This window comes from Pantoea sp. EKM20T, from assembly GCF_011800485.1.
GTDB classification, from domain to species: domain Bacteria; phylum Pseudomonadota; class Gammaproteobacteria; order Enterobacterales; family Enterobacteriaceae; genus Pantoea; species Pantoea agglomerans.
In genome coordinates, this window is record NZ_JAALFW010000047.1 from 1 (window position 1) to 272 (window position 272).

Here is a 272-nt window from a genome sequence, read left to right on the forward strand (position 1 = left end):
GTGCGGTAGGTCACTGACGACGGCAGCACCGTGAAGTGGATGTTGTGACGGCTGTCGCCGGTGTCGCCGCTGGCGTAACTGTTTTCGGCAAAGTCATAGGTCGCCGAGGTCACCAGATACTCGCCGTTGTCGCTGAAGTGCGGCGCGTTGATGATGGAGAAGGTAAAGCCCGGCGCGATGCCGGTGGCCGTGCCAGACCCGCTGACGCTGTGGTGCTCGGCCTGCCACACCTCCTGACGGATGCGCGCGTAGGACTCGCCGTGGCTGTGGTC

At 64.3% G+C, this 272-nt stretch carries 1 protein-coding gene; it reads right to left on the reverse strand.

Annotated features, from left to right (window positions below; genetic code table 11):
- The coding region (locus HFD94_RS22825; protein ID WP_256378014.1) for a contractile injection system protein, VgrG/Pvc8 family at positions 1 to 272 on the reverse strand (272 nt) is incomplete at both ends.